The sequence below is a fragment of the Hymenobacter jejuensis genome, from assembly GCF_006337165.1.
GTDB lineage: Bacteria > Bacteroidota > Bacteroidia > Cytophagales > Hymenobacteraceae > Hymenobacter > Hymenobacter jejuensis.
Genome location: NZ_CP040896.1, coordinates 3,324,087 through 3,348,865 on the forward strand (window position 1 = coordinate 3,324,087; position 24,779 = coordinate 3,348,865).

19 protein-coding genes are annotated in these 24,779 nt (G+C 49.8%); all 19 read left to right on the forward strand.

Annotated elements, in window-relative coordinates; all coding sequences use genetic code 11:
- Positions 1-86: 86 nt before the first annotated feature.
- Complete coding sequence (locus FHG12_RS13820) at positions 87-3,128, forward strand: TAT-variant-translocated molybdopterin oxidoreductase (protein WP_139516289.1); 3,042 nt, start codon at positions 87-89, stop codon at positions 3,126-3,128.
- A 65-nt stretch (positions 3,129-3,193) separates the two neighbouring features.
- Positions 3,194-4,651: an NrfD/PsrC family molybdoenzyme membrane anchor subunit gene (gene nrfD / locus FHG12_RS13825; RefSeq protein WP_230471123.1), complete on the forward strand. Its 1,458-nt coding sequence runs from the start codon at positions 3,194-3,196 to the stop codon at positions 4,649-4,651.
- A complete protein-coding gene (locus FHG12_RS13830; protein WP_139516290.1) occupies positions 4,644-5,171 on the forward strand; it encodes a DUF3341 domain-containing protein in 528 nt (175 codons plus the stop codon). The genes nrfD and FHG12_RS13830 overlap by 8 nt, the downstream gene beginning before the upstream one ends.
- Positions 5,171-5,893, forward strand: coding sequence for a c-type cytochrome (locus FHG12_RS13835; protein ID WP_139516291.1), 723 nt, complete (start codon positions 5,171-5,173; stop codon positions 5,891-5,893). The genes FHG12_RS13830 and FHG12_RS13835 overlap by 1 nt, the downstream gene beginning before the upstream one ends.
- Before the next feature lie 6 nt (positions 5,894-5,899).
- Positions 5,900-7,210 (forward strand): quinol:cytochrome C oxidoreductase, encoded by a 1,311-nt coding sequence (locus FHG12_RS13840; RefSeq protein WP_230471124.1) that lies wholly within the window; start codon positions 5,900-5,902, stop codon positions 7,208-7,210.
- A gap of 38 nt (positions 7,211-7,248) precedes the next feature.
- Complete coding sequence (locus tag FHG12_RS13845; protein ID WP_139516292.1) at positions 7,249-8,325, forward strand: cytochrome c oxidase subunit II; 1,077 nt, start codon at positions 7,249-7,251, stop codon at positions 8,323-8,325.
- A gap of 23 nt (positions 8,326-8,348) precedes the next feature.
- Complete coding sequence (locus FHG12_RS13850; RefSeq protein ID WP_230471125.1) at positions 8,349-10,208, forward strand: cytochrome c oxidase subunit I; 1,860 nt, start codon at positions 8,349-8,351, stop codon at positions 10,206-10,208.
- A 175-nt stretch (positions 10,209-10,383) separates the two neighbouring features.
- Positions 10,384-11,463 carry a COX15/CtaA family protein gene (locus tag FHG12_RS13855; protein WP_139516293.1) on the forward strand — a complete coding sequence of 360 codons (1,080 nt, stop codon included), beginning with the start codon at positions 10,384-10,386 and terminating at the stop codon, positions 11,461-11,463.
- 52 nt (positions 11,464-11,515) lie between these two features.
- Positions 11,516-12,367 carry a heme o synthase gene (gene cyoE / locus FHG12_RS13860; protein WP_139516294.1) on the forward strand — a complete coding sequence of 284 codons (852 nt, stop codon included), beginning with the start codon at positions 11,516-11,518 and terminating at the stop codon, positions 12,365-12,367.
- Positions 12,368-12,376: 9 nt separating this feature from the next.
- Complete coding sequence (locus FHG12_RS13865) at positions 12,377-12,964, forward strand: cytochrome c oxidase subunit 3 (RefSeq protein ID WP_139516295.1); 588 nt, start codon at positions 12,377-12,379, stop codon at positions 12,962-12,964.
- A 22-nt stretch (positions 12,965-12,986) separates the two neighbouring features.
- Positions 12,987-13,760 carry a cytochrome c oxidase subunit 3 gene (locus FHG12_RS13870; protein WP_139516296.1) on the forward strand — a complete coding sequence of 258 codons (774 nt, stop codon included), beginning with the start codon at positions 12,987-12,989 and terminating at the stop codon, positions 13,758-13,760.
- Positions 13,761-13,850: 90 nt separating this feature from the next.
- Positions 13,851-14,192, forward strand: coding sequence for a cytochrome C oxidase subunit IV family protein (locus tag FHG12_RS13875; protein WP_139516297.1), 342 nt, complete (start codon positions 13,851-13,853; stop codon positions 14,190-14,192).
- A 27-nt stretch (positions 14,193-14,219) separates the two neighbouring features.
- A complete protein-coding gene (locus FHG12_RS13880; protein ID WP_165699402.1) occupies positions 14,220-14,870 on the forward strand; it encodes an SCO family protein in 651 nt (216 codons plus the stop codon).
- Positions 14,845-15,399 carry a DUF420 domain-containing protein gene (locus tag FHG12_RS13885; RefSeq protein ID WP_139516299.1) on the forward strand — a complete coding sequence of 185 codons (555 nt, stop codon included), beginning with the start codon at positions 14,845-14,847 and terminating at the stop codon, positions 15,397-15,399. The genes FHG12_RS13880 and FHG12_RS13885 overlap by 26 nt, the downstream gene beginning before the upstream one ends.
- A gap of 39 nt (positions 15,400-15,438) precedes the next feature.
- On the forward strand, positions 15,439-15,684 hold the full coding sequence (locus FHG12_RS13890) for a hypothetical protein (protein WP_139516300.1): 246 nt from the start codon (positions 15,439-15,441) through the stop codon (positions 15,682-15,684).
- Positions 15,685-15,755: 71 nt separating this feature from the next.
- Entirely contained in the window at positions 15,756-16,091 is a 336-nt protein-coding gene (locus FHG12_RS13895; RefSeq protein ID WP_230471126.1) for a DUF983 domain-containing protein, read from the forward strand.
- Positions 16,092-16,195: 104 nt separating this feature from the next.
- On the forward strand, positions 16,196-19,927 hold the full coding sequence (locus FHG12_RS13900) for a sensor histidine kinase (protein ID WP_139516301.1): 3,732 nt from the start codon (positions 16,196-16,198) through the stop codon (positions 19,925-19,927).
- A gap of 147 nt (positions 19,928-20,074) precedes the next feature.
- Positions 20,075-23,647 (forward strand): hypothetical protein, encoded by a 3,573-nt coding sequence (locus FHG12_RS13905; protein ID WP_139516302.1) that lies wholly within the window; start codon positions 20,075-20,077, stop codon positions 23,645-23,647.
- A 141-nt stretch (positions 23,648-23,788) separates the two neighbouring features.
- Entirely contained in the window at positions 23,789-24,730 is a 942-nt protein-coding gene (locus FHG12_RS13910; protein WP_139516303.1) for a GDP-L-fucose synthase family protein, read from the forward strand.
- Positions 24,731-24,779 lie beyond the last annotated feature (49 nt).

Here is a 24,779-nt window from a genome sequence, read left to right on the forward strand (position 1 = left end):
TGGGGTTTTAGGCTGAAGTCTAAAACCCTTTCTGTGCCCCATATCTCATAAAAACCCCAATACCGAATACCACAATACCCCACACGATGCAAGAGTCGCCTAAGTACTGGAAGGGAATTGAGGAACTGGAGAACTCACCAGAGTTTGTAAAGACCGCGCTTACGGAGTTTGCGGACTTTCTGCCGGTGAAAGAAGCTCATGGCTCTTCCGACGCCACGGTAGCCCCTCGCCGCGACTTCCTTAAGCTAATGGGCTTTGGCCTTGCAGCTGCAACCCTAGCCAGCTGCGAAACGCCCGTAAGAAAAGCTATTCCATACCTAAATAAGCCGGAAGAAGTTGATCCAGGCATCGCAAACTGGTATGCTTCTACTTATTTCAACGGTGCGGATTATAACAGCGTTTTAGTAAAGACTCGCGAGGGCCGTCCTATTAAGTTAGAGGGTAACCCCGAATCTCCTATTACACGGGGTGGCCTCTCAGCACGGGCCCAAGCTTCGGTGCTAGATCTTTATGATAGTGGCCGTCTACAGCATTTTGCTATCAAAGGTCAAAAAACTGAAACAGACCGCGTCGACCAAGAGATACGCACGAAGCTAGCGGCCGTAACCGGCCGCATCGCTATTGTTTCTCCGACCATAATTAGCCCTTCTACTAAGAAGGTCATTGCGGAGTTTGCATCACGTTATCCAAACACGGAACACGTGATGTATGATGCCAACTCGAGTTCTGCTTTGCTGCAAGCTAATGGTGGTGTATTACCTGCCTATGATTTCAGCAAAGCTGATGTCATTGTTAGCTTGGGTGCCGACTTCCTCGGAACTTGGCTTTCACCAATCGAATTTGCCCCTCAGTACATCACTAACCGCAAGGTATCAAGCGAGAAGCGCAGCATGTCGCGCCACTTTCAGTTTGAGCCTTATTTCTCGCTAACGGGCGCCAACGCTGACGTACGCGTTCCAGTTAAGCCTTCTGAGATGGGTGCTGTTGCACTCGCGCTTTATAATGAAGTTGTTGGAGGTGGAGCTACCTCTTCCTTCAACAGCCCTCAGCTGAAGAAGGCAGCCGCGGAGTTAAAAGCCGCGCGTGGCAAAAGCCTAGTGGTCTCAGGTTCCAATGACTTGGCAGTTCAGACGCTTGTAGCAGCTATTAACCAAGCTCTTGGAAACGTAGGAACTAGCATCGATTTGACGAAGCCGTCTTTGGTTCGTCAGGGAGATGACGCCAAGATGCTACGTCTCATTAACGATATGAACGCTGGAACTGTGGGGGCTGTGATCTTCTATCATGCCAACCCAGTTTACAACCACCCGCTCGCAGATAAAGTCAAAACGGGTATTGCAAAGGTTCCTATTAGCATTTCGTTCAATGACCGCCTAGATGAAACAGGCTCATTGTGCTACTATGCTTGTCCTGACCACAATTACCTCGAGTCTTGGAATGACTATGAGCCTAAGCGAGGCTATTTAAGCTTAGCTCAACCAGTTATCTCACCTCTTTTCGCCACTCGCCAAGCTCAAGATAGCTTATTGACTTGGGCAGGTAACCCCCAAAGCTACTATAACTATCTGCGTGCTAATTGGCGTGGTGTGTTGAGTGGAGATTTCCAGAAGGCTTGGGACACAGCTGTTCATGATGGAGTTGCATTAGGTTCGATGTTGCCAGCTGCCGCTGCTCCAATAGCCAATCCTTACAGCATTGATCAGGCAATCTCAGCGATTACTTCAGCGCCAAAAGGATCTGGTGTAGAACTGGCTCTGTATGAGAAAGTTAGCGTGGGTACTGGTAGCCGCGCTGATGCCAACAATCCTTGGCTGCAGGAGTTACCTGATCCTATTTCCAAAGCAACGTGGGGTAATTACGTAGCTGTTCCACGAGATATGGCTATTGCCAACAAGTGGGAGCAAGGTGATGTGCTAAAGGTTACTGCTAATGGCAAGTCGATAGAATTGCCGGTGCTTGTTCAACCAGGACAGCCCAAAGGGTCTGTAAGCATTGCTATTGGCTATGGCCGCGAAAAAGCTGGTCGGGTAGGAGATGGAGTAGGCGCTAACACTTATCCGTTAGCAGTAATTCGCAACAATGCGATAGGGTATTTCACCAACGTTACTTTAGAGAAAACCGACGCACGTTCGCCTATTGCTCAAACGCAAACGCACCACACGATCATGGATCGTAAGCCTGTGGTGCAGGAGTCTACGCTGGCCCAATACATCAGGAATCCTAAAGAAGTAACTGAATACGATAAAGTTGCCACTCCAGATGGTTTGGAGAAACCTAATAAGGTTTCTTTGTGGCAAGACTACGAGTATAAGAACCATCATTGGGGAATGGTTATTGACCTCAACTCTTGCATAGGCTGTGGAGCTTGTGTATTGGGATGCCAGGTTGAAAACAACGTAGCCGTAGTAGGTAAGCAGGAGGTTATTAATCGTCGTGAGATGCACTGGCTGCGTATCGACCGTTACTATAGCTCCGACCACCACAAAGATGAGTTTGAGACCAAAGGTAAGCTAGCAACGTACCGTGCTATGGAAGATCCGTCGGAAAACCCTTCGGTCATCTACCAACCGATGCTATGCCAGCATTGCAACCATGCTCCTTGCGAAACGGTATGTCCTGTACTAGCAACTACTCATAGTTCGGAAGGTCTAAACCAAATGACCTATAACCGTTGTGTGGGTACGCGCTACTGTGCCAACAACTGCCCTTACAAGGTTCGCCGCTTTAATTGGTTCTCTTACTACTCTAATGAGAAGTTCGAGAATGTAAACGGCCACATGTTTACAGACTTGGGACGAATGGTGCTGAATCCAGATGTCACTGTCCGGGCACGAGGTGTAATGGAGAAATGCAGCTTCTGCGTACAGCGTATTCAACTTGGTAAGCTGGAAGCTAAAAAGCAAAAGCGCCGTCCTAAAGATGGTGAGGTTGTAACAGCATGTGCCCAATCCTGTCCAACTCAAGCAATTGTGTTTGGTGATTTGCGTGACCCCAACTCGCGGGTATCGCAGATTACTCGTCGTGAAGATGGTGAGCGTGGTTTCCATGTATTGGATGCAATAAATGTGCAGCCAAACATCACTTATCTCACCAAAATTCGTAACGTCGAAGAGGTTCGTAACGCTTAGAATCTGAGAATTAGGCGAGGCCGAAATACATTCGGCCTTTCCACCACTCCTTTAAGTTAAAGATTATGCAGCACGTATCACCTGTACGGGAGCCGCTCGTTACCGGGGGGAAAACGTACCACGACATCACGCAAGATGTGTGCCGCCAGGTAGAAGCGAAGCCGAATATTCGGTGGATGGCAGCCTTAAGCGTGGCGCTCTTCTTCCTCGGTATATTCTTGTATTCTGTTTACCGGACCTTGTGGTTCGGCATCGGAGAATGGGGCTTGAATAAAACAGTAGGATGGGCTTGGGACATCACCAACTTTGTATGGTGGGTGGGTATTGGTCACGCTGGTACGCTGATCTCCGCTGTATTGCTGTTGTTTCGTCAAAAATGGCGGAGTTCAATCAACCGAGCTGCAGAAGCAATGACCATTTTTGCGGTAATATGTGCTGCAATGTTCCCTGTTTTGCACATGGGCCGTCCATGGCTAGCCTATTGGGTTTTTCCATTACAGAACACATTCGGCTCACTGTGGGTGAATTTTAATTCACCTCTGCTATGGGACGTATTTGCTATCTCGACCTATTTCTCTGTATCGCTAGTCTTCTGGTACATAGGTCTGATTCCTGACTTTGCTACCATTCGCGACCGTGCAAAAGGTCCAATTGCCAAAGTTGCATATGCAATGCTGAGCATGAACTGGCGCGGTTCCGCCAAGGCTTGGTCGCGCTATGAAACAGTTTCGCTGATTCTGGCGGGTGTTTCAACTCCTCTGGTACTTTCGGTGCACACCATTGTATCTATGGACTTTGCTACCTCAGTTGTACCGGGTTGGCATACTACCATCTTCCCGCCATACTTTGTAGCAGGTGCTATTTTCTCAGGTTTTGCAATGGTGCTTACCCTGATGCTTATTACACGTGTCGTGTTTAAGCTGGAGGACTACATCACATTGGAGCACATTGCTTTGATGAACAAAATCATGATGATCACGGGCTCAATTGTTGGTGTAGCATACATTACAGAGTTTTTCATCGCATGGTATTCGCAGGTTGAATTCGAGCAATATGCTTTCATCAACCGCGCAACAGGCCCTTATTGGTGGGCTTATTGGTCGATGATGACTTGCAACGTTATCACTCCACAGTTGGTATGGATTCGGCGTGTACGGTATAGCATCCCACTGACATTCGTATTGTCGATCATTGTAAACATTGGAATGTGGTTCGAGCGCTTCGTGATCATTGTTACCTCTCTTCACCGTGATTATCTGCCGTCCTCATGGGCGATGTTCTCGCCTTCTATCATTGACATTGGTATCTATGTAGGGACGCTAGGCTTATTCTTTACTCTGTTTTTGCTGTTCGCTAAATTCTTCCCGGTTATTAACATGGCAGAAGTCAAAACGATCCGCAAATATACTGTTGATAACGGACCTACATATACTGGTCATCACGAGCATCATACCTCGACTCATCAACCTGCCACCATCGGAGTTCCTGCTTCCGCTCCTGTAAATTACAATAAGCATGACTAAGCGCTTCGCCCTCGGCATCTTCGATGACGAAGATGTGCTGTTGCACGCAATTGAAAATATCCGCGCGGCGGGTGTGAAAATTCATGACGTTTTTTCACCCTTCCCTGTCCACGGAATTGATGATGCACTAGGCATTGATAGGTCTCGTTTGCCCATTGCTGCTTTCTTCTATGGTCTTTGCGGTTTGTCCTTTGCATTGTGGCTTCAGATTTATATGCTAGGCTTCGATTGGCCTATGATTATCGGTGGTAAGCCACACATTGCTTTGCCTGCTTTTATTCCGGTTTCCTTCGAGCTAACTGTTCTGTTCACTTGTCATGGTATGGCCATTACATTCTTCATCATTACGAAGATGTATCCTAAACCCAAAGTGAACGTGATGGATGTGCGCTCTACAGACGATAAGTTTGTAGTAGCCATTGAGTTACAAGATGGCAAAACGGATTTTGGTCAATTGACCCAACTGTTGCGTAGTAATGGCGCATCAGAGGTGAATGAAAAAGAAATGACCCAGAAATAATGACGCATTCGCTGAAATTAGGTCTGCAAGCGTCGGTTATCCTGTTTGCCTCAGTGCTGACTACAGCTTGTAACCATGCTGATGACACCGGCTTGGAATATGCTCCACAGATGTACGAATCAATCCCGTACGAGCCGTTGAGGCAGGTAAATACAAACACTATTAATCCAATGGGTATAAATGAGCGTGTACCTGTAGTGGGTACCATAGCTCGTGGTAAACTCAATTACTATTCTCACGTTCCCAAAGACAGTGTAGTTATTGCGGAGCGTACTCTAAAGAATCCTTACGCTTATACAAAGGAAAATCTAGAGGAAGGGAAAGTACTTTACACCAGAATCTGTTCTCATTGTCATGGAGAACAAGGTGATGGTCAAGGGCCTGTTGGAATTAAGTTTAAGGGTGTACCGAACTATTCTACGGGGAATTATAAAACCATGAATGACGCGCACATTTATCATGTCATTCAATGGGGACGCAACAGAATGATGCCACATGGCTCGATTGTCAATCCCCAAGAGCGTTGGAAGATTGCCATGTATGTGCGGGTGCTTCAGCGTGGAGAGGGGCCAGATGGTCTATCCAAGCTTGTACAAACGAAACAGGATTCGACGCAGCTCACGGATCGGGCAACACAAAAACCTGTACTAAATGCACAGGCTGATAAAGGCTCGGAAACTCCGGGTCAAGGTGACAAAGCAAGAAACGGAACGGCGGAATAATTCCCTATGGCAACTCTGACGCATCACGAAAGCGCCACGGCTGAATATCTTGAGGATTCGCCGAACGCCCGCAAAAAGTTCATATACATCATCGTAGCAGGAGCGATACTGCTTGTATTAGGCCTGGTCATGGCCGCGATGGGAATCGGTGCAGAACATCATGCAGCCGGTCACGAAGCCGCAGGTCATGCTGGTGCAGAACATCATGGTAGTCCTATCTGGCTTAAGCGTTTCATAGTGAGCCTATGGCACAACAATGTGTTTTTTACCGGTGTATCGGTGGTTGGCACAGTGTTCATGGCAATTCAATATGTAGCCTACGCTGGTTGGTCTGTCTTAATCAAACGGGTTAATGAAGCACTAAGCGCTTGGGTAATACCAGGAGGCATTCTTATGGTGATAATTTTCTTCATAGGAAATATCAACCATGACCTCTTTCACTGGACAATGCCAGGTATAATGGACCCCAAGTCTGCCAACTATGATGAAATCATTGCCGGTAAGTCAGGTTTTTTGAATATGCCTTTCTATTTGATTCGGATGGTGATATATATTGCTATCTGGGCATATTTTACCAAACGATTGCGCGACTTATCTCTGGCAGAAGATTTGAATGGTGGAACGGAATACTTCCATAAGAGCATCAATGTAGCTGCTCTATTCTTGGTTCTATTCGCAGTTTCATCGTCAATGTCTGCTTGGGACTGGGTAATGTCTGTTGACGTGCACTGGTTTTCAACGATGTTCGGTTGGTATGTATTCGCTAGCTGGTGGGTTTCTGGTATTGCAGCTACCACTTTGATAGTGATATACTTAAAGCAAGCTGGTTATCTGCGGTTTATAAATGCAAGCCATTTACACGACTTGGGTAAGTTCATGTTTGGTTTCAGCATCTTCTGGACCTACGTTTGGTTTTCTCAGTTCATGCTGATTTGGTACGCCAACTTGCCTGAAGAGTCAGTTTATTACAACCAACGCTTGGGGGGCTTTAACGGACAGTATACTTGGATCTTCTTTTTTAACCTGATTATCAACTTTGCTTTCCCATTCCTAGTGTTGATGACTCGGGATGCAAAAAGGCAAATGATCATGTTGAAGATCGTTAGCATTGCCATTCTAATTGGGCATTGGTCAGACTTTTATTTAATGCTGATGCCTGCAACTATGCAGGAGAACAACGGGTTTATCATTGAGATAGGAACAGCGATGGTTTTCCTAGGAAGCTTTCTGTTGCTTCTTACGAAGCGTTTGTCTCAAGCTTCCTTGGTTCCTGTTCATCATCCTTTCTTGGACGAGAGCGTACATCACACGACATAGTATCACCGTTGTTCGGACTGACTTTCTAACGTTTTCCCATGATTGCACTTGGTATTCTTCTGGTATTGGTGTTGCTACTGGTCGTTTTTGGCCTGTTGTTTCGCCTCCAGATTCTAACGTCCATATTTTCAGGCAGCTTTACACGTGATATTGGCGTAAGCAACCGTGTAAACGCCATTCTAATGGTTGTCTTTTTGCTAGTAGGGGGCGCTGCTTTTGCTTGGTCTTTTGCTGACAACTTTGGCAAAATGAACCCCCCCATTGCTTCAGTGCATGGACATGAGATGGAGCGATTGTTCTGGACAACAATGATTGTTATTGGCATTGTGTTCGTCCTAACGCAAGCGTTACTGTTCTTGTATTCTTACAAATACCAGCACAAAGACGGACGTCGCGCTTTCTTCTTTCCCCACAACAATAAAATTGAGATCATCTGGACGGTAATCCCAGCTATCGTTATGGCTGGTTTGATCTTCGCCGGATGGAAAGAATGGACCAAGATCACAGGGCCTGCACCTAAAGATTCTGTTGTGGTAGAAATTATGGGCAAACAGTTCAATTGGCTGTTACGCTATCCCGGTCGCGACATGAAACTAGGTGTGGTAAACTATCGCTTGATTGATGCAACCAATGAATTTGGTCTTGACTTGAATGATAAAAGCTCACTTGACGACTACGTATTCACATCAGGAGAAATCCACGTCCCGAAAGGGCATCCAGTTTTGCTAAAAATTCGCTCACGCGATGTATTACATGCTGTATACATGCCTCATTTTCGAGTGCAGATGTATGCAGTTCCAGGGATGCCAACGAAGTTTTGGTTTACTCCAACTAAAACTACGGACGAGATGCGTTCTGAACTCGGCAATCCGAAGTTCAATTACGAATTAGCCTGTAACCAAATCTGCGGACGCGGTCACTTTGCAATGAAAATGAATATTGTAGTTGACGAGCCAGAAGATTATGTGGCTTGGTACGCTCAGCAAAAATCGTTTTCAGAGCAAAATCCTGATGTGCTTGCTAGCTTTAAACAGAAGGCAAACAAACCTGTTGATCAAGAAGCTACTCCAGCCGCAGCTGCTGTAGTCCCCGTTGCTGCTAAGGCTTCGTTGTAATCATATTTTAACGCACGCTCCTTATGGCTGCTAATATTCCAACTAATTCTCAAGTGCAAGGTGGCATCGGGGCAACTGAGCCACATACCGAGCATGATGAGCACCTTCATCACGACGAGCATCACGAGCAAAGTTTCCTGACTAAATACGTCTTCAGTCAGGATCATAAAGTGATCGCTAAGCAATTTCTGATTACTGGTATCTTCTGGGCAATTATTGGCGGTACTCTCTCGAGCTTGTTCCGTGTTCAATTAGGTTGGCCTGAAGCTACAATGGAGTGGTTGACTCCTGTGTTGGGCAAATGGGTAGAAGCAGGGAAACTTAATCCTGAGTTTTACCTAGCTCTTGTAACCATGCACGGCACTATTATGGTGTTTTTCGTGCTAACGGCAGGTTTATCCGGTACTTTCTCCAACTTCCTGATTCCATTGCAGGTAGGCGCAAGGGATATGGCATCGGGTTTTATGAACATGCTTTCATACTGGTTTTTCTTCATATCCAGCATGATCATGTTTTTATCTCTGTTTCTAGAGACTGGACCAGCTTCAGCCGGCTGGACAATTTATCCTCCGCTAAGCGCTTTGCCTCAGGCTATACCAGGCTCAGGAGCCGGTATGACTATGTGGCTGGTGAGCATGGCGTTGTTTATTGTTTCTCAGTTGTTGGGTGGTGTTAATTACATTACTACGGTTATTAACCTGCGCACCCGTGGCATGTCTATGTCAAAGTTGCCTTTGACTATCTGGGCATTCTTCCTGACAGCTGTGCTTGGATTGCTTGCTTTCCCTGTATTGTTTTCAGCTGCACTACTCCTGATTTTTGACCGCAGCTTCGGGACAAGTTTCTTCTTGTCGGACATATATATTGCTGGCCAAGCTCTGAATCATACTGGCGGTAGCCCAATCCTGTTCCAGCACTTGTTCTGGTTCTTGGGTCACCCTGAGGTTTATATTGTGATCATGCCGGCAATGGGTATGGTATCCGAGATATTAGCCACTAATGCTCGCAAACCAATCTTTGGCTATCGTGCTATGATTGGCTCTTTGATTGGCATCTCTTTGTTGTCTTTCGTGGTATGGGCTCACCATATGTTTGTGACGGGCATGAATCCTTTCTTAGGATCGGTATTTATGTTCTTAACGCTCATCATTGCTGTCCCTTCCGCAGTTAAGACTTTCAACTGGATTGCAACGTTGTGGAGAGGCAATATTCGCTTTACCACAGCCATGATGTTCTCAATTGGCTTTGTATCTCTATTTATATCTGGTGGCTTGACCGGTATTATTCTCGGTAATGCAGCATTGGATATCCAGATGCACAATACATACTTTGTGGTAGCTCACTTCCACTTAGTGATGGGCAGCTCCGCATTCTTCGGCCTTTTCGCTGGTGTTTACCACTGGTTTCCGAAGATGTTTGGTCGCATGATGGATGAGAAGCTAGGTTATGTACATTTCTGGCTTACTTTCTTAGGGGTTTATCTGGTGTTCTTGCCAATGCACTACGTTGGTATTGCTGGATTCCCACGACGCTACTACGCTTGGACAAACTTTGATGCCTTCAGCCAGTTCGCTGATCTGAACAAGTTTATTTCAATCTCTGCGATTCTAGCATTCTTTGGTCAGTTCGTATTCATCTTCAACTTCTTCTATAGCATCTTCCGCGGTCGTCGTGCTACCCAAAACCCATGGCGTTCCTCGACTTTGGAATGGACTACTCCCGTTGTACCTGGGCACGGTAACTGGCCTGGTGCTATTCCTTCAGTATACCGCTGGCCTTACGATTACAGTAAGCCTGGTGCCGCAGAAGATTTTATTCCGCAAAACGTACCATACTCGCAAACGCAGTCATCGAATTTGCCTTACGAGCGTGATATGGAATAGACCGTAATCTGCGGTTTGTTAGCAACAAGAGGCCGCTATGTACATAGCGGCCTCTCAGCTTTTTAAGAGACTAAAAGGAAATCTTCTGCTGGCGGCGCCAGACAGGATTTCCTTTTTTTTTGAGCAAATGACTGCTGAAGCTTGTTGTTATACAAGCATGAAGTAACGAACGATAATGGAAAAACCTTCATTCGTAAAACGCTTTCGTTTTATTGCAATTGCCACAGTAATAGCAGTTTATGTATTAATACTTGTTGGTGGTGTAGTAAGAAGTACTGGTTCAGGAATGGGATGTCCCGACTGGCCAAAGTGCTTCGGGGCGTGGGTGCCGCCTACTCAAATCAGCCAGTTGCCGGCTAATTACAAAGAAGTATATACTGCTAAGCGGGTAGAGAAGAACAAAAAGCTTGCTGCTACCTTGGAGAGGTTAGGCTTCAGGCAGGTAGCAGGTGATATCTTTTCTCACCCCAACCAATACATCGAAACCGATTTCAACCCAATTAAAACCTGGATCGAATATGTTAATCGGCTAGTAGGAGCGCTAATTGGTGTACTAGTGTTTCTAACTGTCCTTTTTGCATTGCCGTATTGGCGAATCGACAGAAAAGTATTCTGGCTTTCATTTTGGTCCTTCCTATTAACTGGTGTCCAAGGCTGGTTGGGTTCATTAGTGGTTTCGACCAATTTGCTGCCTATAATGGTCACCATACATATGGGTTTGGCATTGCTTATTGTTGCTATGCTAATTTATGCTGTCAGCAGGTCGCAGCGAGAATATGTGCAGGACAGCCCTGGTGCAGTAACTGCTGGTCTGATGCCTTGGCTATGGCTAGTTACACTGCTAACCTTTATTCAAATTGTACTCGGAACTCAGGTGCGGGAACAAGTTGATATAGTGTCATTTACGAACAACTATGTCAACCGCGAGCACTGGATTGAGGAGTTAGGCAGTATTTTTCGATTCCACCGTACTTTATCTGCTTTACTGTTGTTTGTCAATGTATATGTTGCTTACAGGCTCTACTTACAGCCTTCAAAAAAGCTGCATCAATACGCAACCACAGGATTAGCTCTGCTTGGATTAGAGCTCGTTGCAGGTGTGACGCTGGCCGCCTTTTCGTTGCCGCCCTTAGTGCAACCTGTTCATCTCACCGTCGCGACGTTGATATTCGGCATCCAGTTTTTAACGATCATCACTTATCGCCAGCAGGTGAAATCGGATGCAAAGAAGACTTATCCGACCGTTGTTGCGTAACTTTGCGGCCCCGTTTGGACCCGATCCTTCGGGAGTTTTGTTTTTCGTATTGATGACTAAAGCGAAGGCTTATTTTCAGTTGCTGAAATTCCGGTTGTCCCTGACTGTCTCTTTTTCGAGTGCAATCGGGTACTTACTAGGAGCACACGAGTTGAATTGGGGCCGGGCCTTATTGGTGTTGTTGGGTGGCCTCGCCGTTACCGGCTCTGCCAACACTATCAACCAGATTCATGAGATCGATCTCGACAAGCTCATGAAGCGCACGGCCAAACGTCCGTTGCCGATGGGAGTTCTTAGTACAACCGAGGCTTGGGTGTATGCCGTTTTGTTGGGCGCGTTTGGTTTACTGCTGCTAGGGTACTTTTTTAACCCTCTGACGGCTGCTTTATCGCTGTTATCGTTAATTCTTTACGGGTTCATTTACACCCCCTTAAAGACCATTTCTCCTATCTGCGTTGCAGTAGGAGCCATCCCAGGCGGGATGCCTCCCTTGATTGGATGGGTGGCCGCAACAGGAGTGCTGGGAGTAGAGGCCTGGATTCTTTTCGGGATTCAGTTTATGTGGCAATTCCCGCACTTTTGGGCTATCGCGTGGGTTTTAGATGAGGATTATAAGAAGGCTGGCTTCAAAATGCTGCCTACACCTGGCGGGCGCGATTTGCGTACTGCATTCCAGATCATGACGTACACATTGCTGCTAATCCCGCTGAGTTTGTTGCCTTTGCAGTTTGGGATGACTGGCAAAACTTCGGCATTGATTGCGGTGGTCTGTGGCGTGTTGTTTTTGATGCAGACTTTCTATTTGATGCGTACCTGCACTAAAAAAGCTGCCATGCGCATCATGTTTGGCTCATTCCTGTACCTGCCGATCGTTCAGATCGCGCTGGTGTTTGATAAACTGTAACTGTTCAGTATGAATACCCCTGACATTTTGAAAGATAAAGAACCAGCCATTGCCACGCATCCCGCGCGGCTGCTGCTGTTCTTGCTGATGATCAGCATCTTCATGATTTTTGCTGCCTACACCAGCGCCTATATTGTGCGACGGGAAGAAGGAAACTGGCTAGAGTTTGCTCTGCCCAATACCCTGCTACTCAATACTGTCGTAATTATCCTGAGTTCTGTTGCGATGCAATGGGGCTACTTGGCCGCACGTCGTGATAACATCAAGCAAGTTCAGCTAGGAGTAGGGCTGGCCTTGCTACTGGGTATTGTGTTCCTATACGGGCAGTGGCACGTGTGGGGGCAATTGGTAGAAAACAAGATTTTTTTTGGTGGTGTCGATGCTAATCCTTCGGGCTCCTTCGTATACGTGCTGACGGGCGTACACGCCTTTCACCTTATTACCGGCCTGATTTTCTTGTGGATTGTGTTGCGGAAGAGCTTGCGCTTTGAAGTGCATTCCCGGCAAATGCTTTCCATTGGCAACGCTACCATTTACTGGCACTACCTCAGCGCGCTTTGGTTGTACCTGTATTTGTTCCTACTTTTGAACAACTAGATTTCGTTTTTACCTGCACGCTATGTCCACCACTTCCACGACACAGACTGTCCACTCGACCGCTACGCTTGAAAAGCCGCGCACCGGCACATGGGACGGGGGAAACGAACCGTTCAAAGCAAGCTACGGCAAGCTCATGATGTGGTTCTTTCTGCTGTCGGATGCTTTCACGTTCGCAGCATTCCTAACCACTTATGGCCTTATCCGTCACCGCCACATGGCGTTTACAGGTGAGGAAGAAGCATTCAAGTTTTCCAGCGCTTACTGGCCCATTCCGGATAAGGTATTTAATGCTTTTCCTGGGTTCCACGGTGTAAACCTGCCGCTAGCCTTCGTGGCCTTGATGACGATGATCCTCATCTTCAGCTCCGTAACCATGGTACTAGCCGTGGAAGCAGGACACCGCATGGACAAGCGCGATGTGCAGAAATGGTTACTGTGGACCATTCTTTTTGGTGCCACTTTCTTGAGCTCGCAAGCATGGGAGTGGTCGCACTTTATCGGCGGGACAGAAGAAGGTACTCGCATGGCTGATGGTACTGTCTTCCATGGCGCTAACCTGGCCATGAACCAATACGGCCCCGTACTCTTTGCCGACCTTTTCTTCTTTATTACAGGTTTCCATGGTACCCACGTTTTCAGCGGGGTGTGCTTGTTGGTTTGGGCTTTCATCGCCACCACCAATGGTACCTTCGAAAAACGTGGCCACTACGAAATGATAGAGAAGATCGGCCTTTACTGGCACTTTGTAGATCTGGTTTGGGTATTCGTGTTCACTTTCTTTTACCTCGTTTAATTGTCAAACTAATTATCAGATGACGACCTTTTATTGGGTAATTATCTGATAATCAACGAGTTGGCTTTAAATATTTTAACCATTCACTAAATGGCTCAGCACGCATCTAATCAGCCCACGCAGGTAGGGGAAATTCCAAAACCAGTAACAGCTTGGATCTGGAAAACCTTCTTCGTATTGGTCGGTATCACTGCATTGGAGTTCGTTTTCGTGTTCACGATGCACGCAAGCACCCTCCGCAATAGCATTTTCATCATCCTTACAATTTTTAAAGCCTTCTTCATCGTTGGAGAATTCATGCACTTAAAGCATGAAACCAAAGGGCTTATCTGGACGATTTTGATTCCGATGGCCCTGTTGATCTGGCTACTTGTTGCCCTGATTACGGAAGGCTCTTACCTCGGTGAGGTAATTCATAACGCATTTCAATAATCGATGAGGCCCAAACAAACTTTGGTTTTGGGCCTCATCCTTTTGGTGCCAGTCTTAGCCTTTCTGTTTCTGAAGAGCTTTGGTTCCAACAGTTTCGCGCTTCGCACTTACCTGCCCGATCGTGTTGATTCAACGCAGATAGGGGAGAAGTGGAAGCGCGATACTGTTTTTCATCAGGTAGCTGACTTTATCCTGCAATCGCAATCGGGCCGCACGACTACGCAGAAAGACTTGAACGGCAGCCTGTACGTCGCAAGCTTTTTCTACACAACCTGCGCAGGCGCCTGCCCCCAGATGAACAACCAGTTGGCTCGGGTTCAGGAAAAGTTTCGGCACGAACCACGTGTAAAGTTGGTTTCGTACACCGTTGATCCGGTACATGATTCTGCTGCTGTGCTGGAGCGCTATTCAGAGCAGTACGGCGCTATTGCCGGTAAGTGGTATTTTCTTACTGGCAACAAATCAGCGATCTACCAGTTAGCTACGCGAGAGTTTCGCTTGCCGCCTCCCACGGGAGAAGCGCCTGGGCTGGTGCACAGTCAGCAATTATTCCTCGTAGACCGCGACAAACATGTCCGAGGAATCTATGATGGTACTGACACACGGGAGATCGAGCGGCTCATCACCGAAATCAGCATCCTGCTTTATACCTATGACCACAACAAATCCGGTACTTGATCCGGGCAAGCAGACGAAGTACAAAGTCATCATGGGGGCGCTGGCGGCCGTAATACCGCTTGCAGTAGCTGTCTTGTATTTTTGGCCAGGATCATTTCGAATTCCGGGCGCTGAAGTTAAAATGCTGCCGGCTGTCAATGCCGTCTTAAATTCGCTGACTGCAGTTTTCCTCCTGTTAGGATATTATTTCATCCGCCGCAAAGAGGTCGCTAAGCACCGTGCGATGATGGGGGTTGCCTTCATCTTGGGATCAATTTTTCTGGTTTCCTATGTGGCGTACCACTCCCAAGGCATTGTCACCAAATTCGGTGGGGAAGGCTTCATCAGAACAGTTTATTACTTCATCCTGATTACGCACATTTTGCTTGCTGCTGTCACGGTTGGCTTAGTGTTGTTTACTTTGTATTTTGCTCTAACACAGCAGTTTGCAAAGCACCGCAGGATTGCCCGCTGGACTTTCCCCGTGTGGCTGTATGTATCGGTGACGGGCGTGGTAGTTTACCTGATGATTGCGCCTTACTACGTGTAAGCCCAGGAAACTTTGTTGAATTCAGGCTGTTAGATAAATATGAAAAAGGTTTTTGCATCCGGGTTCTTGCTGCTGTTATTGAGCGTGTTGCTTAGCATAGCTCCAATAGCTGCCCAAGCGCAATGCACCATGTGCAAGACGCAGGTAGAATCGGCGCGGACCGAAAAGGATGCCGCCGACTACACGGGGTTGAACAAGGGCATCGTTTATCTGATGACCATCCCTTATCTGCTAATGGGTGCAGTAGGTTTCTTCTGGTATCGGCACAGCCACCAGAAGAAATAGTGGGCTCAAGCCCTCGCTCGGCCCTCTTAGCCCTCGTGGCGCTGCGGTGTCCAAGATGCCGGCGTGGCCCGTTGTTTCGGTACTCGGTCTGGAACCTTGCCAAGTTCGACGACATGTACGAGACGTGCAGCGTATGCGGCCAGCACTACGAGCCGGAAGTAGGCTTCTATTGGGGCGCGATGTACGTGAGCTATGGCTTCTCAGTAGGCATCGTTGTATTAACGGGCATCGGACTCTATTTCCTGGCAGGCGATCCCCCGGTTTGGGTGTACGTGACCACGGTAGCGGCAGTCGTACTGTTGCTGACCCCAATGATGTTTCGCTATGCCCGCGCAGTGATGCTTTACTTGTTTGGAGGCATCGATTATGATCTATCCCTAGCCAGAGAGCCTTCCTTGGAAGCGTAACGCTTTGGTCGTGAATAGGAAATGCCGCCGAATGGCGGCATTTTTGTTAGAAGCCTATATCTCGGTCCGCTGCGGCGGTGTTGTTTAGCCTAGCTATTCTCCTATTGAAATCGTATCGCTTTTCCCCACTGCTGTTATTGCTGGCTTCTTTGCTTTGCTTGGTGGGGGCTTACGTGAGTAACCATTACGGCCAAGAGGCCGGCGTGCTTTCACGTGCCGATACAGCCCGCTTGCAGGCTATGCTTATCGATGCTGAGCAAACTGCTGAGGGCGAAGCCGATGTAGTAGCCGAGCAAATACTGCAAAAAAAGCTCCGCTTCAGTACCTTAATCAACCGCACCACCTATCCCTGCTTCGTCTTTAAGGGCGAGAAGTTGCTTTACTGGTCTGACCATACAACCAAACCCGAGGCTGAGAATGTCGGCCAGAATTTCCGCGAAAAGCTCGTGGAAATGAAGTTTGGCAACTTCTTGGTATTGAGGCGGTTAGTCGGGCAATACGTTATCCTGACGTATGTTCCGCTAGAGCGCCATTACGGCATCAGCAACCGCTACCTGCGGGAGGGCTCTGAACGCGCCTTGTTTCGCGGCATGGCGGTGAAGCTCATTCCCAATAGTTCCAATCCTCATTTTGCCCGTTTGTACGCAGAGGAAGGCAACTACCTTTTCTCGGTGGAAAGCATGCAGCCCAATCCCGTAACGGGCGAATATCTGCCGTTAGCCCTGCTTCTGATCGGTTTTGGATTCTATTTGGCGGGCTGGATAAAGTTGGCCCGGCACCTCTTTGCCCAGAGCAAAGTACTGCAAGGAGCCTTGGCCATAGTCGTGCCGCTGGCTGTATTTCGGGGCGGTCTGCTCTACTTTGGACTGCCCTTTTCCTTTATTGAGTTGCCGCTCTTCGACCCTAAAGTCTATGCAGCTTCTCTGCTGTCGCCTTCCCTGGGTGACTTGCTGATCAACGCGGCTCTTTTCGTGGTGGCCGCCTACTACGTGCTTTTGCTGTTTCGCTGGTACGGCGTAATGCGTCTGTTCCGGCGTATAAGTGGCATCGGGCCGCGGGCAATTGTCGGCATGCTCGCCATAGCGGGTTTTTATAGCCTGCTCGAATCACTTTACCACTTCTACGCCAATACCTTCAACAACTCCCAGCTTGTGCTGGATGTCACGCAGGATATCCAAGTCTCCGGATTCAAAATCCTGCTCTGCCTGGCCATCATTCTGCATACCGTTGGGTATCTGATTGGTTTCTACATACTGGCGCAGGTTTTCAGCGCCATCGAACATCCCTCGAGCAAACGAGTTACAGCACTCATTTTGCTGTTGACTGCGTTGGTGCTTCTGCCTACCTGGCTGATTACTGAGCAGTTGCACGCGGCAACCCTGCTGGGCATCACGTTTATTTTCTTCTTCGTGCTGCGCCTCACCGGCATCAAGCAATTGGCTGCTGTGGTGCCATACCAAGTGTACCTGTTTATTTTCATGATGCTGGCCATCAGCTCGGCTGTTGGCAGCTTGGCCTTGTACGAGCACTTCGATCGCCAGCTGATTCTAAATAAACAGCGTGTAGCAGGTAACTTATTGGTAGACAATGACTTGCAGGGTGAGTACCTGTTGGCCGAGCGCATGCATAGCATCGCCGAAGACTCTCTGATTATCAAGAAGTTGGGTAGCCCGTTCTCCAATCAGGACATGGTGCGCCAAAAAATCGTGAAGCATTACCTGCGCGATTATTTCGACAAGTACGAAGTCATTGTAACCCTATTCGACCAAGCCGGCCGGCCGGTTGAGCCCGACGATGGCATCGGGTCGCTTAAGCAATTCAGAAACAGGTTGTTGCGTACTGCCGTCTCTACCGACCAGCCCAATCTGTACCTGATTCACAACAGCAACTCGTTTAGCTCGCGGCGCTATGTGGCTTTCCTGCCCGTCCGGACTCTTACGCCCGGAGTTTGCACGATTGTTTTGGAGCTGTCGCTCAAGAAGATAACGGCATACAGCGTGGTGCCGGAGCTGCTGATTGACCAGAAGTTCTTTCAACCCGGCTTAGGACCCGAGTTGAGCTATGCCGGGTATGAAAATAACCGCTTGGTATATAGTGAAGGTGATTTTGATTACGTCAACCGCCTGACCACCACACAGTTGGCTGATCCGCGGTTGTATACTTCGGGCTTGTCGATTGGGCGGGTGCACCACTTGGCTGTGCGCGGTGCCCAGCACCGAACTGTGGTTGTGACGACTTACACGTATTCGTTTAGCAATTGGCTGGCCAATTTTTCCTTCCTGTTTCTGCTGCACACGTTTTGCTGGCTGCTTTGCGTGGGCTTGTATATGCTGGCCAAAGGACGTTACCTGAACGTCTTCCGTACTAACTTCAGCACCAAGATTCAGCTGTTCCTCAACTTCGGAATCTTCATTCCGCTCTTGGTCGTCAGCATTGCCACGGCCAGTCAGGTTACCGATTCCTACAAGCGTGACTTACGGCGCAACTACGAGCGCCGTGGCAAGGCCGTGCAGGAGAACTTGTTGAAAAACAGTGCTTTATTGGCTGATTCGGCCGGTCGCGTTGCCCTTACCGATTTGGCCGATAACGTAGCCAGCCTCACGGAAACCGACCTGAACCTGTACGGTGCCGACGGCAACCTGCTGGTGAGCAGCCAGCCCATCATCTTTGAATCGGGGCTGCTCAGCCCGCTGATGAATGCACAGGCGGTGGCCTCTTTGGCCGAGCGCGGGCAGCCGCGGGTGCTGCTTTCGGAGCAGGCGGGTTCGTTGTCGTTCAACGCGCTGTATCTGCCGTTGCGGGCACCGTCGGCGCAACCGGGGCGTTCGGGCACCGTGATTGGTTACGTTGGTATTCCCTTCTTCGATTCGGAAAAGGATTTGGACAACAAGCTTATTGAGTTGATTTCCACCATCTTGAACATCTTCACGGTGATGTTCATTCTGTTCCTGTTGCTTACGTTTATTGCTTCCCGCATCCTAACCGAGCCGCTGAAGCTCATTACCGAGAAGCTGCGCCATACCACGCTTACGGGGCAAAACGAGATGCTCTCGTATCAATCGTCGGACGAAATCGGGTTACTGGTGCGCGAGTACAACGCCATGTTGCTGAAGCTAGAAGAGAGCAAACAGGAGTTGGCCACCCAGGAGAAAGAGGCCGCGTGGCGCGAAATGGCCCGCCAAGTAGCGCACGAGATCAAGAATCCGCTGACGCCGATGAAGCTTTCGCTGCAATACCTGCAAAAAGCCATTGCGGAGCGCCGCCCCAATACCGAGGAGTTGATTGGCAAGATTTCGCAAACGCTTATCACTCAGATTGATGTGCTTACGGATATTGCCACATCGTTTAGCACGTTCACCAATTTGCCCGCCATGCGACCCGAGCGCTTGGACATTGTACCTATTCTGCGGCGCACAGTTGAGTTGCACCAAGGTGGGTTGGTGGGCGGCATTCCGTTGGTGCTGCCCGGCGATGCAGAACAAGAACGCTATATCGTCTATGCCGACGAAAATCTGCTGGTGCGGACGCTTAACAATTTGCTAATCAATGCGTTGCAGGCGGTGCCTGAGGGGCGTAAATCCAAAATCAAAGCCAAACTGGAGCCGGTAGGCACCGATCGGGTCCGGATTTGCATACAGGACAACGGCACGGGCATTCCGGAGGCAGTACGCGACAAAATATTTGTGCCCAATTTCACCACCAAAGCCTCGGGTTCTGGTATTGGCTTGGCTGTGGCGCGCCGTGGCATCGAGAGCGCCGGCGGCCGGATTTGGTTTGAAACCCAGGAAGGCGTCGGTACTACTTTCTGTGTAGAGCTACCGCTAGCTCCCGAATAAGCTTGATAGTGAAGTGCTTATAATTTTATAAAGCAAATAAGCAGAATATAGCAGCCCATAAGCGGGCAAAGCCACGGCACGAATCTGGCGGCTCCGAGCGTTGTTGAGCTGAAGAAGTATTGGTTATCAGTCCCTTTAATACACCGTATGATTAGCAGCACTACGCACGGCCTCCTGCGCTTTTGCCTGCTGCTCGTCCTGCTGCTGGTGGCTGATGTTGTTGTGGGCCAACAGATTGGGCCGCCCAATACCCGCCGTTGCCAATGGCTTCGGCTCGTGCCGGGCCGCGATTCTACGGCGTTTCGGCTTTCGGATTCGCTTACCGTAGTGCCGTCGTCGGTGATGGCCAATGGGCGCTCCGTATCGTACGATTCGCGCTCCGATCAATACTTTTTTATCCGGGCCCAAAGTCGTTTTCCTGCCCCCGAGCCCGGCCAACCTGACTTGCAATTTCCGTCCGCCGAATCCGATTCCGTTTTGGTCTGCTACCGGGTGTTGCCGCTGCGGCTCACGGCCCCGCGCTACCGTCGCCCGCGCAGCCTGATCGACAGCGTTGGCTTTCCGCGCAGGCCTTTCAGCTACGAAGATTTTGCGGTCAAAGAGCAGATTCTCAGTACGCCGGGTATCAACAAAACGGGCAATTTGGCGCGCGGAATTTCCTTCGGGAATACGCAGAACGTGTTCGTTAACTCAGCGCTTAACCTGCAATTGGAAGGCAAACTGACCGATCAGATCAATCTGATTGCCGCTATTTCGGATCAGAACGTGCCGTTTCAGCCGGAGGGCAACACGCAGCAGCTCCAGCAGTTCGACCGCATTTACATCACGCTCACGCATCCGCGCTGGAACCTGTCGGCCGGCGACGTGGTGTTTCGCAACAAGCCCGACTATTTCCTGCGGTACTACAAAAACGTGCAGGGCGCAGCCGTAGAAGCCAATTTGGCGCAAGGCCCCGGCAAGCGGAGCAGTACCACAGCCGCCGCTGGTGTGGCCAAGGGCAAATTTGCCTCAATTGATATCGCGCCGCTGGAAAACGTGCAGGGACCGTACCGATTGCGCGGGCCTAATGGGGAGCAGTTTATCATCGTGCTTGCCAACTCAGAGCGGGTGTATCTCGACGGCCGGCTGATGACGCGAGGCTTCGATTTCGATTACGTCATCGATTACAACCAAGCCGAAATCACCTTTACGCCCAAGCACCTGATTACTCGCAACTCGCGCATCAAGGTTGATTTTGAGTACTCCGATTTCAACTACGCCCGCTCGCTTTTTCAACTCAGTCACTACCAGGAGTTGGGCCGGTTGCAAGTGCACGCAAACTATTACCGCGAATCGGATAACCCCGATAACTCACCAAACCTGGAGCTGAAGGAATCGGATCGGGAATTATTGCGCCGCATCCCCGACAACGTGGCGCAGGCCGTTACGCCCGGCGCCGACTCTGTGGCTTATGACCGGCGTCAGGTGCAATACAGCCGGCAGGTTCGGTTAGATCCGGTTACCAATCAGCGCGTTGCGTCGTTTTCGTATCCTCCCGATTCTACGCGGGGCGTCTACAACGTTCGGTTTACGGAAGTGGCACAAGGGGAGGGTGATTACGTATTGAGCAGCCAAAATGCCAATGCCAACGGGCGCGTATTTGAATACGTAGCCCCCGTCAACGGCAAGCGGCAGGGCCGTTACCAACCGGTACGCCTGCTGCCGACGCCCCTGCAAAAGCAGATGGTGACGATGGGCGCCAGCTACCGCCTCGATTCGACGGCTACGGTTTTTGTCGATCTTTCTTCTTCGGATCTCGACTTAAACCGCTTTTCGCCACAATCGGATAAGGGGCAAGCCTTTCGCGTCGGGTATGCGGTGCAGGATCGGGAGTTGAACATGCCCATCCTGAAGAACTACAAGTTCCGCAGTACGCTGGATTACGAATACACCAGCAGCCGATTTTCGCCCGTAGATCGCTACCGCGACATCGAATTTGACCGCAACTGGAGCACAACCAGCACGGTACAGGGCAACGCTACCCGGCGGCCAGCGCGCGAAGACAATATTTTTAACTTCTCGGCGGGGGCAGTAAAAGATCCCAACAACCTGTTCAACTACCGGCTGAGCCGCCGCTACCGCGCGGGCGAAGTCAACGGAGTGCAGAACTGGCTTGATGTAGCGCACCAGCTAGGCGCTGTGGAAATGCGCGGCGGCTTGTTTCTGCTGAGTTCCGAAGCTGGCCGTCGGCAATCGCGCTGGGCGCGGGGCGAGGCAACGGCGCGCTACGTGCGCGGGGCCATCGTGCCGGGGTACGCGTACCGCTTCGACAAAAACCGGGTAGCGCTACCCGGTGGCGATTCGCTTAGCTCGGCCAACTATTACGACGAGCATGCTTTCTTCATCCAAAGCCGCGACAGCGCCAAAACCCGGTTCCGCCTCGACTATACCTACCGCCGCGACCGCGACACGCTCAACGATGCCTTGCAGCTGCGCGGCCGCGCTCAGACTTGGCAGGGAAGTTTTATTAGTCGTATTGGTAAGTATCAGGATATCAATATATTAGCTACGTATCGTGATTTGGCTGTGCGGGATAGTGCCCGGCAGCGGACGGTATTGGCCAAACTGGACTGGAACGCCTCGTTGCTGCAAAACCAGATTCGCTCGGAGTTGAGTTACAGCGTCGCGACGGGTCGGGAACTGCGGCGCGATTACTCCTTCTTGCCCGTGCCCAATGGCCAAGGCACGCACTATTACGGCGGCGACGCCAACGGCAACGGTCGGCAGGATAAAGAAGAGTTTTTTGAGGCCCAAACGCCAGATGCACAATACCGGACGCACATCAAAGTGTTTCTGCCAACCAACGACTATATCTCGGCCTTTACCAATCGTTTCAGTTATCGCCTCACCATGGCAGCCCCGCGCGGCTGGCGCGAAAAAGGCGGTTGGTGGGCAGCGGCTGCCCGTTTTAGCACGCTTACCAGCGTTGCCTTAGACCGTCGCACTACCGACAAGAGCCTAGGTTCGCGGCTGAATCCCTTTGCATTGCAAACCGACGATGCTCTGTTGCTGTCCCTCAATAAGCTGCTGCGTAATACGCTGTATTTCAACCGCTCCAATCCCATCTTCGGGGCAGAGTTTACGGTGCAGCAAACCCAGCAAAAAGTACTGCTCACCAACGGTTCCGACATTCGCAACCTCGCCAGCCAGAGCATTCTGCTGCGGCGCACGCTGGCTCAATCCTTCACCGGCCGGCTTACCACGACGCGTAGTATCCGGCAGAATGTATCGGATTATCAGACGCTTATTACGCAGCCCAACCGCAATTATCGGCTGTTGATATACGAAGCCACCCCCGAAATCAGCTACCAACCAACTACGGCCTTACGGTTTACGGGCACTTACGTGCACTCGAATAAGCAAAACACGCAAGGGCCAGAACTCGAGACGCGGGGCGTTTTTGATGAGTTGGGTCTTGAAACCCGGCTTAGCCAGGTCAGCAAACGTACCGTAACGGCCGCGACCCGCTTTGTGCGCGTGGGATTTACGGGGGAACAGGCATCGCTGGTTGGTCTGGAGATCCTGAATGCCTTGCGGCCCGGCAACAACCTGACCTGGACTCTTAACCTCGAACAACGCCTCAGCAACGGCCTAAACCTCACCTTAGCCTACGACGGCCGAAAACCCAACGGGCTTGGCGCCGTACACACCGGCCGCATGCAAGTTTCCGTGCTGTTCTGATTATATTTCCAGCTACGAAGGACGGAACTGCTCAGCTTTCCTGATCATACAAACATATGATTTGGGTATTGCAGGTTACCTTTACCTTCTGATTGCATACATGAAGTCTGGCAATACTCCTACGTTATTAAAGAAAAATACATGAATCTCGACGCTCCTGTATACATCGCAGGCCACCGCGGAATGGTAGGCTCTGCAATCATGCGCCGCATGCAACGCGCGGGGCATACCAACTTTGTGGTTCGTAATTCTGCCGAACTCGACCTGCGCAATCAGGCGGCAGTAGCTGATTTCTTTGAAACGGAAAAGCCCGAATATGTGATCTTGGCTGCTGCTAAAGTAGGGGGAATCTGGGCCAACAACACCTACCGGGCCGAGTTCATCTACGATAACTTGATGATCGAGAGCAACGTCATTCACCAGAGCTACCTACACGGGGTGAAGAAATTGCTGTTTCTGGGTTCATCGTGCATCTACCCCAAAATGGCGCCGCAGCCGCTGAACGAAGATTCGCTCCTGACCGGCCCTTTGGAGGAAACCAACGAGCCCTACGCCATCGCCAAAATCGCCGGCATTAAGCTGTGTGATGCGTACCGGAGTCAGTACGGGGTGAACTTCATCTCGGCTATGCCCACCAACCTGTACGGCCCCAACGACAACTACGACCTTAAAAACTCGCACGTGCTGCCTGCGTTGCTGCGTAAGTTTCACGAAGGCAAGCAAAACAACGCGCCGGAAGTTGAGATATGGGGCACGGGCACGCCGCGTCGCGAATTTTTGTACGTCGACGATTTGGCGGATGCCTGCTACTTTCTGCTGGAAAACTTCGACGAGGCTGGCTTGGTCAACATCGGAACCGGCGAGGACGTATCCATCGCTGAGCTGGCTGCGCTTGTCAAATCCGTAACGGGCTACGAAGGAAACGTGGTTTTCAACTCGACTTATCCCGATGGTACGCCGCGCAAGCTCATGGACGTCAGCAAATTGGCAAAACTAGGCTGGCGTTATTCTACTTCTCTGGAAGAGGGTGTTAAAAAGGCTTACCAGGACTTTCTGACCAAGGTAGAACAGCCTCAGGCATAGAGCTTTGTAGTTTTAAATGGCTGTTCCTACTGACCTTTGATTTGGCAGT

Coding starts and splice junctions, on each gene's coding strand:
- FHG12_RS13835 (WP_139516291.1), top strand. CDS start 5,171: ATGACGCATTCGCTGAAATTAGGTCTGCAAGCGTCGGTTATCCTGTTT.
- FHG12_RS13845 (WP_139516292.1), top strand. CDS start 7,249: ATGATTGCACTTGGTATTCTTCTGGTATTGGTGTTGCTACTGGTCGTT.
- FHG12_RS13870 (WP_139516296.1), top strand. CDS start 12,987: ATGTCCACCACTTCCACGACACAGACTGTCCACTCGACCGCTACGCTT.
- FHG12_RS13850 (WP_230471125.1), top strand. CDS start 8,349: ATGGCTGCTAATATTCCAACTAATTCTCAAGTGCAAGGTGGCATCGGG.
- FHG12_RS13875 (WP_139516297.1), top strand. CDS start 13,851: ATGGCTCAGCACGCATCTAATCAGCCCACGCAGGTAGGGGAAATTCCA.
- FHG12_RS13830 (WP_139516290.1), top strand. CDS start 4,644: ATGACTAAGCGCTTCGCCCTCGGCATCTTCGATGACGAAGATGTGCTG.
- FHG12_RS13905 (WP_139516302.1), top strand. CDS start 20,075: ATGATTAGCAGCACTACGCACGGCCTCCTGCGCTTTTGCCTGCTGCTC.
- FHG12_RS13910 (WP_139516303.1), top strand. CDS start 23,789: ATGAATCTCGACGCTCCTGTATACATCGCAGGCCACCGCGGAATGGTA.
- FHG12_RS13890 (WP_139516300.1), top strand. CDS start 15,439: ATGAAAAAGGTTTTTGCATCCGGGTTCTTGCTGCTGTTATTGAGCGTG.
- FHG12_RS13855 (WP_139516293.1), top strand. CDS start 10,384: ATGGAAAAACCTTCATTCGTAAAACGCTTTCGTTTTATTGCAATTGCC.
- nrfD (WP_230471123.1), top strand. CDS start 3,194: ATGCAGCACGTATCACCTGTACGGGAGCCGCTCGTTACCGGGGGGAAA.
- FHG12_RS13865 (WP_139516295.1), top strand. CDS start 12,377: ATGAATACCCCTGACATTTTGAAAGATAAAGAACCAGCCATTGCCACG.
- cyoE (WP_139516294.1), top strand. CDS start 11,516: ATGACTAAAGCGAAGGCTTATTTTCAGTTGCTGAAATTCCGGTTGTCC.
- FHG12_RS13885 (WP_139516299.1), top strand. CDS start 14,845: ATGACCACAACAAATCCGGTACTTGATCCGGGCAAGCAGACGAAGTAC.
- FHG12_RS13820 (WP_139516289.1), top strand. CDS start 87: ATGCAAGAGTCGCCTAAGTACTGGAAGGGAATTGAGGAACTGGAGAAC.
- FHG12_RS13840 (WP_230471124.1), top strand. CDS start 5,900: ATGGCAACTCTGACGCATCACGAAAGCGCCACGGCTGAATATCTTGAG.